An 8931-nucleotide genomic window follows, 5' to 3' on the forward strand; every position below is an offset into this window, starting at 1 on the left:
CCACAGTTTCTGAAATTGTGATCGCCAGCGCTTTGCGGTACACTTCATCTAAAAGGAGAAAATGCGCTTTATCCAACCCCTTTTGCGCTGCTTTGAACTGGATCAGGATCTTTTCAGGATCTTTATCCTCGTCCAGCATTTTTATAAGTCCGTTAAGCTGGCCGCTGATGCTCTGCAAACGGGTTTTTATATCATTACTTAAATCTCGTGGTATCATATTTTTAATTTTCAACAAGATACATCTGGAGTGGGGGAGGTCTCCAAAAGTATTTAAAATTTTAACAGCAACTTGTTCCTTCCTGAATTGGTGGAGAGGCAACAGTACCATAATAATTGTAATAATAAACGCAGCAATCACCTTTCTTTGGTTTTTAAAACCTCTTCACATTGCTCTCATTTATAAAAGAACTGGCACTCATTTGTTGGTATTTCTTCTTGTTTGGAGTGGCCGCAATTAGGACAAGTGATTATTTTATATTTAGAAGAAAGTTAAGAATAAATGTTTTTTAGAGGGTACAAAAAATTTTAGCTTAAAAAGAATTCCCATAAGAAATTTTCAATTAGGAAAAATAATTAAATCCAAAAGAGAATGACTAGACACAGAATAATGATACGGAAATGGAAGTATGATGAGGTTGGTGCGAATACGAAAAAAAAACAACTTCGAGGGATACTGACGAGATTTCAGCACCACTTGAGCACTTGGAGGAATTTAGGAATAGTGATTACAAAATCGCGGAACATCTTCCTGACATTTATTGATGGAAAGTAGTTGACTCTACCAGTGGAAAAATAGGGCTAGTATAAAACTTTTTATTTGACAAAAACAAAGAGAAAATTAGGTACGTAATTGTTGATTTAGAAGAAGTGGAATTGGTAAAAGAAGAAAACAAAATTTTAATTCCTATTGGAAAAGCTCAACTAAAACAAGAAGATGAAAAAGTAGTTGTTTTGAAAAAGCTTTCTTCAAAAGAGTTATTGGATTTACCTGTTAATGGGAAAGTAAAAAACCTTGCTATTGAAGATAAAAAAAATCTAATGTTTTTTCTAATACAAACGGGGGAGAAATCGACTACACCAAAGAAAAATTTTACAATCGGGATGCTTTTGATGAGAACATCTTCTTGGGCGCTGATTAAAGATGTTAAATCAGAGGGAATAGAACAACTTTTAATAAAAAAGCACCCTTTGAAGATCACGGTTCCTCTCTTTTTGAGTACAAGAAAAAGGGTAAATCAGAATCTAGACGAACTGTAACTAAAAGAATTTTGGACCACCCTCAGCACTTTCAGGAAATTCAAGTTCCAACTGTTAATAGACCATATCTTTAATAATCTTCCCTAGGAAACATATGTGGGGAGGATTTTATGAATTAAAATAGTTTAGCAGCTAAAAATACAATCAACCGCTCGGTCTTTTAACATAGTCCTCTCAAGGATTAGGAATAAAACCTTCTTCAATAAATCCAGTCACCTGAATCCATTAAAAATTATAATTTATATTATATCAAAGAAAATTTAAATTAGTGATTATAAAGTTAAAGGGTAGTTAAAGAATATGTGTTATTAAGAATTTGCGCAAGTAATTAATATCTTTATGAAAGATGGTTGAAATTCTTATAATACAAATTCCCAGATGAGGATTAAGGTCGATACTAAAAAGGATTTGAGAAGTTTGAAAACTAAAAATTAAAAACCGAAAAAATTTTAAACAATGGATATAAGAGCTTTGATTGTTAATTGCACATTAAAAAAATCCCCGATTACCAGCAATACTGAAGCTTTAATTAATAAAGTAATAAACCAGTATGAGATTTTAGGAGTGGAAACAGAATATGTAAGGCTAGTGGATTATAATATTCTGCCAGGAGTATCTTCACAGGAGTATCTTCAAACGAGGGAAGTGGAGATGAATGGCCTATGATTTTTGAAAAAATTCTGGATTCGGAAATTCTTATAGTAGGAAGTCCAATTTGGCCAGGAGGACCACAAAGTTCCGTCTGCGTTCGATTTCTTGAAAGATTGGATTCCTTAATTTCATGAAAAGAAACTAGTGGATTCAGAGACAGGTCAATTTTTAGTTTACAATAAAGTTGCTGGAGCAGTAGTCACTGGGAATGAGGATGGAGCACATGCCACGTCCAAAAACATTTTATGGGCTTTAGAAGAATATGGATTTACAATTCCAGCTAACGTCACAACTTATTGGGTGGGAGATGCAGGTCCAGGGCCAAGTTACATACAGGCAGGTGGAGAAGCTGCTTTGTACACAAACAAAACCCTGAGGTATATGGTTCACAATACAACATTTTTGGCAAAACTTCTGAAGGAGAATCCATATCCAACAAATTTGAAAAAATTGAATGAGGACGCAGAAACTGAAAGCAATAAAGTTCAAAAAGAAAAAAAGACAAGTAAAAGCTAAATTAAAGCTTTCAAAAAAAAAATAATTATAAAGAAATTAAAAACTATGACTATAGAAAGGACAGAGATCAAAAACCAATAAGGAAAAATACTCTTTACTCTAAGCCTGATGAAACCAGCCTCAACATCAAAAGTGCTACAGGAAAAAGGTTTTGCTACATTGAGCAAGATAGTTATGGTTCTCAGCTAAAAGTAAAGGACGCAGAAGATCGTACTATGAGACAGGTTGACAATTAAATATAATAAGAATAATATAACGTTTTAAATAAAAAGCTTCGTTGTATGGACTAACATAATTTTCAGCTGATAATAAGGAATGCAGAAGATGGTATCCTGAACAACAGAATAGAAATTTGCAAATATGGAGAATATAATTAAATCATTTGCCACTATTGGGCTTGGCAGGATTGGAGGAAACCTCGCCCTTCATGCATCGGAAAAAGGTTATGACGTGATAGGTGTTAACCGCCATGAAATGCCTGAATTTTTACAAGGCTCTTCCATTAAACACACCAATGAAATTGAGGATTTGGCCAAACTCCTGCCACACCCTCGTTTGGTGTTTCTTTATATTCCGGCAGGCAAAGCAATTGATGCCATTCTGGACCAATTAATTAATGAAGTTCTCGAAGAAGGAGACATTATAGTGGATGGTGGAAATAGCTACTGGGGTGATTCTGTCCGAAGAGCAAAAAAAGTAGAAGAAAGAAAGATATACTACCTTGATTGCGGCACCAGCGGAGGGGCAACTGGTGCAAAGAGCGGGGCTTGCTTTATGGTAGGCGGCGCTGGAGAACCCGTAAGGTTAGTGGAACCAGTTTTAAAAGATCTGGCCGTACCAGATGGATTTGTATACGCAGGGCCTTCTGGAGCAGGACATTATGTAAAACTAGTTCATAATGGGATTGAGTTTGGAATGTTACAGGCCATAGGCGAAGGTATGCACCTGCTGGAAAACTCACATTTTGCTCACAATATAGAAGCAGTGTTAAAATGCTGGAACAATGGTTCTGTAATACGCTCCTGGCTTATACAACTAATGGAAGAACAATATAAAGAGCAGGAGGGACTAAGAGTCCCCTCCTACGTAGAAGATACAGGTGAAGTAAATTGGCTAGTGGAGGATGCCATGCACTTGGAGGTACCAATTCCGGTAATTGCACAGTCTGTAATGCAACTGCTTACTTCCCGCGATAAGGATAAGAAATGGGCTAAGGCCATTGCCATGATGCGACACGGATTTGGTGAACATCCATTTGGAGAAAATGAAACCATAAAAAATCATCGTAAAAAAGGAAAAGTAGGCGGCTTCATCAAAAGAGCAGATGTCCACCAAAACAAAGCTGAAGACTAATTCATCCAATAAACCTTGCTCGCCCTATGAAACCATTATTCAGTAGAAAAGTGAGCTGGTAGCTGATTTGCAGGAATATTAAGTATATGGATGTGATTGCGGGTATGGAAAATGTAATACTGCTGGAAGGAAGAGGAAAATTTACCATCCCCAATACTATTGAAGTAAAAGTAACGTCAACAAGGACATATAAATTTTATTGCTACTGGTTCCAGCTCTATCGCTCCATCCATTGAAGGCATAGAAGATATAGACTACCTCACAAATGATTCCCTCTTTAAAGGAGATTTACCTCAATCCCATACAATTATTGGGGGTGGATATAGTAGGTTGGAAATTGCGGAGGCATATCAGCGGTTTGGAAGTAAATAAATGTAGTCGAATATTTTGATCATATTCTTAATACATTGCAATCCAAATCTTCCTTTTGTTTATACGGCAGCCTCCGGAAGGTGGAGAATTTATCATGGAGCTAAGCCTTGCTGTAAAATATGTCATTCCTGCAAACGACCTGGCTGATAGCTTGCGTCATCCCTCACTTTATAGAAAGCAATAAAATTAGCGGCTATTACTTTTAAATCAGTGGACAAACTTAGCTGTTGTGCTAGCTGATCTTTTGGAGGTTCAATAGCTTGTTATGAACGCTGCCTCTCGACAAATTTAAGGAGAATTGCAGTGGAGGAGTGAACTACTCCCTCTATTTCTTCTTGATGAATGAATTCTTCAGGACACTTAAAATGGATTTGAACTCAATGACAGATCATGCTGTGGCGATATGGGGGCTTTATGCGGATTGTGATGACACTGGTATTTATTCTTGTAATCCTGCATATTATCTGGCTGATAAAGCAGATCATAAAAAAGTAAGTAATTAATAGTTGAATCATGTAAAGCTGTAAAAATTCATCCATTTTCCTTAAAACCTGGATAAAGCGTCATACCTCCATCAACTATCAAGGTTTCACCATGTACGTAGTCCGAGTCATCAGATGCAAGCCAGACAGCAGCTTTGGCAATATCTTCAGGATCACCTATTCTGCCATAGGGTATTAATTCCTGCAATTTTTTTGCTGATTCAGGATCTGACCAGACAGATTTGTTAATGGAGGTTTTTATGGCTCCAGGAGCAATACTATTAATTCTAATTTTATGAGGAGCAAGTTCCTGTGCAATGGATTTCATAAGAAGCGTAACGCCACCTTTTGAGGCAGCATAATTCACATGGCCAGCCCATGGAATAACTTCATGTACAGAGCTAATGAAGATAATTTTGCCGGCAGCTACAGAAATTTCTTTTTTGATTCCACGACGAATAAATTCTTTAGCAGCTTCTCTGGCAGACAAAAACTGTCCGGTAAGATTAACCCCAATTACTTTTTCCCAATCATCTAAGGTCATTTCTAGAAAGGGAGCATCTTTTTGCATACCGGCATTATTTACGAGAATATCAATGGTGCCAAAAGCTTCGAACATTTGCCCGAACATTCTTTTCACATCAGCCTCTTTGCTTACATCAGCACCCACCGCAATAGCGTCCCCTCCGGTCGCTTTTATTTCCTTTACTACTTCCAGGGCACTTTTTTCATCGCTATGATAATTAATTACCACACATGCACCCTCCCGGGCTAGAGCCATTGCTATTGCTTTACCAATCCCTGAACTCGAACCTGTAACGAGTGCTGATTGTCCTTTTAAGCGTTTCAGTTTTTCCCTATCCATAGTAAATTTAGTTTATTTAAAAATTTACGAGTCACCGAGATAGTTATCTCTCTTCATTCATTCGTCTATCTAAATCACAAGCCGCACTAATCAATCCAAGGTGACTGAATGCTTGTGGAAAATTGCCTAAATGTTCACCACAAGGGCCTAGCTGTTCGGCAAAGAGGCCAACGTGATTAGCATAGCCCAACATTTTTTCTAAATAAAGCCTCGCTTTTTCTAGTTCACCGGCCCTGGATAAATTTTCCACATACCAGAAACTGGCCATTGAGAAAGTACCTTCATCCCCACCAATACCATCACTGGCCGCCTCCTCTGGTTGATATCTGAACACCAGGGAATCAGATACAAGTTCCTGCTCAATATACCGTAAAGTGGACAGCCAGAGGGGATCTTTCGGGCTGATAAACTTTACCATAGGCATTAATAGAAGCGAGGCATCCACTGCTTTCGATCCTTTGAATTGCACAAAAGATTCTATTTCTGAATCCCAGTATTCATTAAACACAGAGTCGTATATTTTGTCTCTTTCTGCCTGCCACCGTTGTTCAGGAAAAGGAAAGGACCGGGATCTGGCAATTTTAATCGCCCTGTCAAATGCCACCCAACTCATGAGTCGGGAATAAAGAAATTCTTTTTTTCCACCTCGAACCTCCCAAATGCCATGATCAGCCTGTTGCCAATTATCACAAAGCCAATCAATTTCTCTGGTTAGCTGTTGCCAAAGTTGATTTGAGATAGGTTCTCCATATTTGTTATATAAGTAAATGGAATCTAAAAGCTCTCCATAGATATCTAACTGAAGCTGGCCGTGTGCATTGTTGCCAATTCGTACAGGGGCAGACTTTTTATATCCTTCTAAATGATCCAGTTCTTCTTCTACTAATTTTTTCTTTCCGTCAATGGTGTACATCAATCCTAAAGATCCACCCTCTCCAATATTTTCACATCGTGCTTCAGCCCACTGTATGAATGCCATGGCCTCCTCTTTAAAACCTAACCTTAAAAAAGCGTAAATAGTAAAGGAGGCATCCCGTATCCAGGTGTATCTATAGTCCCAATTCCTTTTACCCCCAATTTTTTCAGGTAAAGAGAAGGTAGGTGCAGCGATTATAGAACCGTTCTTTTGAGAGGTTAGAAGCTTTAAAACTAGTGCAGAGCGATTTACTGCTTCGAACCATCTGCCCTTATATGCTGATTTGGTTATCCATTTTCTCCAATAATCGATTGTGGATGTTAAGCATTCTTCAACACAATTTTTTGAAGCATCTAAGGAAACTTTATCTGATTCAGCCGTTTCTAAAACAAATTCAGCAATCTCTCCTGTTTTTAATGTAAATTCTGCGAAACCATCTCCTTTCTTGATTTCCAGAGGTACTGTGCTTTTAAGGTGTAAGCTATTGTCTTTATCACCATCGGATATAAAAGTTATCTGCTTCTCATTTAACCTCTCTGATGTATGGGAGGATCTGGCGTAATTGAACCGCGGGCAACACTTTAACCTATAGGTTAGGACACCTCTTACATTGGTAATTCTTCGAACCAGAATACTTCCATCTGAAGTATCTCCTACAGGCATAAAATCGGTAATTTCCCCAACACCATCTTCACATAAAAACCTGGTAAGCAATACATTGGTATCAGGGAGATACAATTGTTTAAGCTTCATTTTTTGTAGATGAGGACAAATTTGAAAATATCCTCCCTTCTTTTTATCTAATAAAGAAGCAAAAATTGAGGGCGAATCAAAATCAGGAAAACACATATAATCTATAGAACCATTTAGTCCGACAAGAGCTACAGTTTTCAAATCTCCTATGATTCCGTAATCTTCTATGGGTTGATAATGCATACTTTTTTATTTTACGTTGCAGCTAGGAGAGAAGTCTCATCTGAGTTTTGTTTTTGTAAATAATCCGATGAGGAAACCTGACCCAAAAATGCCTAAAGCTGCTGGAATAACTTTAAACATCATCTTTTTCCTACCTCTTGCGCATTTATCGCAACAATAAACTTTTTCATTTTTTTTTATTCCCGGGCCGGGAAATTTTCCCTTACATCTTGCACATGTTTTCATTGATTTTTTCTTTAAATGTCCGTTTTTCATTATCTCACGAGTCAGGGCACATCTTTGTGATAAGAAGAGGGGATTGCTGTGTACCTGATTTTTTTCAATTATACATATTGTTCTCCTTTAAAGCATATGAGGAATATCCGATGACAAAGTTGGATACGTAAAAATCATCGTCCTTAACTCATTGATTTTCATTTTGGTCTTTATCGCCATTGCAAATAAATTGATGGTTTCCTCTGTGTTAGGACCTATTAAATGTGCCCCAAGAATAGTCTGATTCTCTTTATCAATAATCGTTTTATAAGCATATTCTTTAACATTCAGTCTTTTTGCATTGAACCAGCTTTCCGCATGGTTATAATTGACCTGATATTCGATTTGTTGTGATTTGGCTTCTGCTTCGGTCAATCCTACTGATGCCAGGGTAGGCAAAGTAAAAACTACGGAAGGCATTGGTGGATAATTAACTTTTTTCTTGTTCCCTTTGATGATGTTTGATGCTACAACATGCCCTTCCATTACTGCAACAGGTGTAAGAGGTAATCCTCTTGAATCTGCCGAATCTCCAGCTGCATAAATACTAGGATTAGATGTGCTTTGAAGATATTCATTTACCGTGATTCCTTTTTTTGAAAAAGATATCCCTGCTTTTTCCAAATCTAAATCAAAGATAGCGGGAGGACGACCGGCTGAGTTAAAAACAGAGTCAGTCTTATAAGTGGCTTCTTTTCCATTTGATTTTCCTGTTACTACAAAATGATCTTCTTTCTTTTCTATTTTAGAGACTTCAGTTTCCAAAACAAGTTTAATTCCCAGGTTTTGCGTTGCATTCACAAGATGTTGTACAATGTCATGGTCAAAGTTTTCCAATGGATGATCACCACGATGTAATATGGTTACATCGGCACCGGCCCGCGCAGCGATATGGGCAAATTCAAAGGCAATGTAGCCTCCTCCAATAAATAAAAGTGATTCAGGTAGCTTTTTCAGGTTAAGGAAATCTGTACTTGAAAGTGCTAATTTTCCACCTTCAAAATCCAGTACCCGGGGTTTTGCACCTGTTGCGATCACGAATTTATCAGCTTCAATAACTTCATCACCTAACTGTAAGGTGTTATCAGATAAAAATTTAGCTGAAGTGTGATAGGTGTCTATGTCTTTATTCTTATATCCTTTTTCAATTTTAGGAGGCATGGCATCGACAAAAGATTGCTTAAAAGCCATAATATCTTCCCAATTGACTTCAGGCACAGTATCTATTCCATTTCCTTTAAGTCTTTGGGCAAAATCACGTACTTCCGTTGCTCCTATAATCACCTTTTTAGGATCACAGCCTCTTAGGGCACAGGTTCCACCGTAGG

At 37.5% G+C, this 8931-nt stretch carries 11 protein-coding genes and 1 pseudogene; 6 read left to right on the plus strand and 6 right to left on the minus strand.

Annotated features, from left to right (window positions below):
• On the minus strand, positions 1 to 217 hold a 217-nt coding region (locus Q1K34_RS17470; RefSeq protein WP_300441881.1), incomplete at its 3' end, for a metal-sensitive transcriptional regulator.
• 61 nt (positions 218 to 278) lie between these two features.
• Positions 279 to 471: pseudogene (locus Q1K34_RS17475) on the minus strand (GDCCVxC domain-containing (seleno)protein).
• 402 nt (positions 472 to 873) lie between these two features.
• Between Q1K34_RS17475 and Q1K34_RS17480 the strand changes: the two are divergent.
• The 6 genes from Q1K34_RS17480 (at position 874) to Q1K34_RS17500 (ending at position 4333) form a co-directional block, all read left to right on the plus strand.
• The gene (locus Q1K34_RS17480) at positions 874 to 1257 is read left to right on the plus strand and encodes a hypothetical protein (protein ID WP_300441883.1); all 384 of its coding nucleotides are present in this window, start codon (positions 874 to 876) and stop codon (positions 1255 to 1257) included.
• Between the two features lie 456 nt (positions 1258 to 1713).
• Positions 1714 to 1923 carry a hypothetical protein gene (locus tag Q1K34_RS17485; RefSeq protein WP_300441885.1) on the plus strand — a complete coding sequence of 70 codons (210 nt, stop codon included), beginning with the start codon at positions 1714 to 1716 and terminating at the stop codon, positions 1921 to 1923.
• Between the two features lie 129 nt (positions 1924 to 2052).
• A complete protein-coding gene (locus Q1K34_RS17490; protein WP_300441888.1) occupies positions 2053 to 2424 on the plus strand; it encodes a hypothetical protein in 372 nt (123 codons plus the stop codon).
• A gap of 360 nt (positions 2425 to 2784) precedes the next feature.
• Positions 2785 to 3777: a phosphogluconate dehydrogenase (NAD(+)-dependent, decarboxylating) gene (gene gnd, locus Q1K34_RS17495; protein ID WP_300441891.1), complete on the plus strand. Its 993-nt coding sequence runs from the start codon at positions 2785 to 2787 to the stop codon at positions 3775 to 3777.
• Positions 3778 to 3975: 198 nt separating this feature from the next.
• Complete coding sequence (locus Q1K34_RS18060; RefSeq protein ID WP_367183345.1) at positions 3976 to 4149, plus strand: FAD-dependent oxidoreductase; 174 nt, start codon at positions 3976 to 3978, stop codon at positions 4147 to 4149.
• A 55-nt stretch (positions 4150 to 4204) separates the two neighbouring features.
• Complete coding sequence (locus Q1K34_RS17500; protein WP_300441894.1) at positions 4205 to 4333, plus strand: hypothetical protein; 129 nt, start codon at positions 4205 to 4207, stop codon at positions 4331 to 4333.
• Positions 4334 to 4680: 347 nt separating this feature from the next.
• Here Q1K34_RS17500 and Q1K34_RS17505 read toward each other — a convergent pair whose 3' ends face one another.
• From Q1K34_RS17505 to Q1K34_RS17520, 4 genes are all read right to left on the minus strand, one after another.
• Positions 4681 to 5496, minus strand: coding sequence for an SDR family oxidoreductase (locus Q1K34_RS17505; protein WP_300441897.1), 816 nt, complete (start codon positions 5494 to 5496; stop codon positions 4681 to 4683).
• A 43-nt stretch (positions 5497 to 5539) separates the two neighbouring features.
• Positions 5540 to 7348, minus strand: coding sequence for a glycoside hydrolase family 15 protein (locus Q1K34_RS17510; RefSeq protein ID WP_300441900.1), 1809 nt, complete (start codon positions 7346 to 7348; stop codon positions 5540 to 5542).
• A gap of 36 nt (positions 7349 to 7384) precedes the next feature.
• A complete protein-coding gene (locus Q1K34_RS17515; RefSeq protein ID WP_300441903.1) occupies positions 7385 to 7603 on the minus strand; it encodes a hypothetical protein in 219 nt (72 codons plus the stop codon).
• An 87-nt stretch (positions 7604 to 7690) separates the two neighbouring features.
• Positions 7691 to 8931: NAD(P)/FAD-dependent oxidoreductase (locus Q1K34_RS17520; RefSeq protein WP_300441906.1), on the minus strand; the 1241-nt coding region annotated here is incomplete at its 5' end.

Source organism: Christiangramia sp., from assembly GCF_029937855.1.
In the GTDB taxonomy this organism is placed as follows: domain Bacteria; phylum Bacteroidota; class Bacteroidia; order Flavobacteriales; family Flavobacteriaceae; genus Christiangramia.

What these genes read in the sequence shown, in the direction of transcription:
- Q1K34_RS17510 (WP_300441900.1), bottom strand. Translation starts at nt 7,348, where the DNA reads ATGCATTATCAACCCATAGAAGATTACGGAATCATAGGAGATTTGAAA.
- Q1K34_RS17485 (WP_300441885.1), top strand. Translation starts at nt 1,714, where the DNA reads ATGGATATAAGAGCTTTGATTGTTAATTGCACATTAAAAAAATCCCCG.
- gnd (WP_300441891.1), top strand. Translation starts at nt 2,785, where the DNA reads ATGGAGAATATAATTAAATCATTTGCCACTATTGGGCTTGGCAGGATT.
- Q1K34_RS17515 (WP_300441903.1), bottom strand. Translation starts at nt 7,603, where the DNA reads ATGAAAAACGGACATTTAAAGAAAAAATCAATGAAAACATGTGCAAGA.
- Q1K34_RS17505 (WP_300441897.1), bottom strand. Translation starts at nt 5,496, where the DNA reads ATGGATAGGGAAAAACTGAAACGCTTAAAAGGACAATCAGCACTCGTT.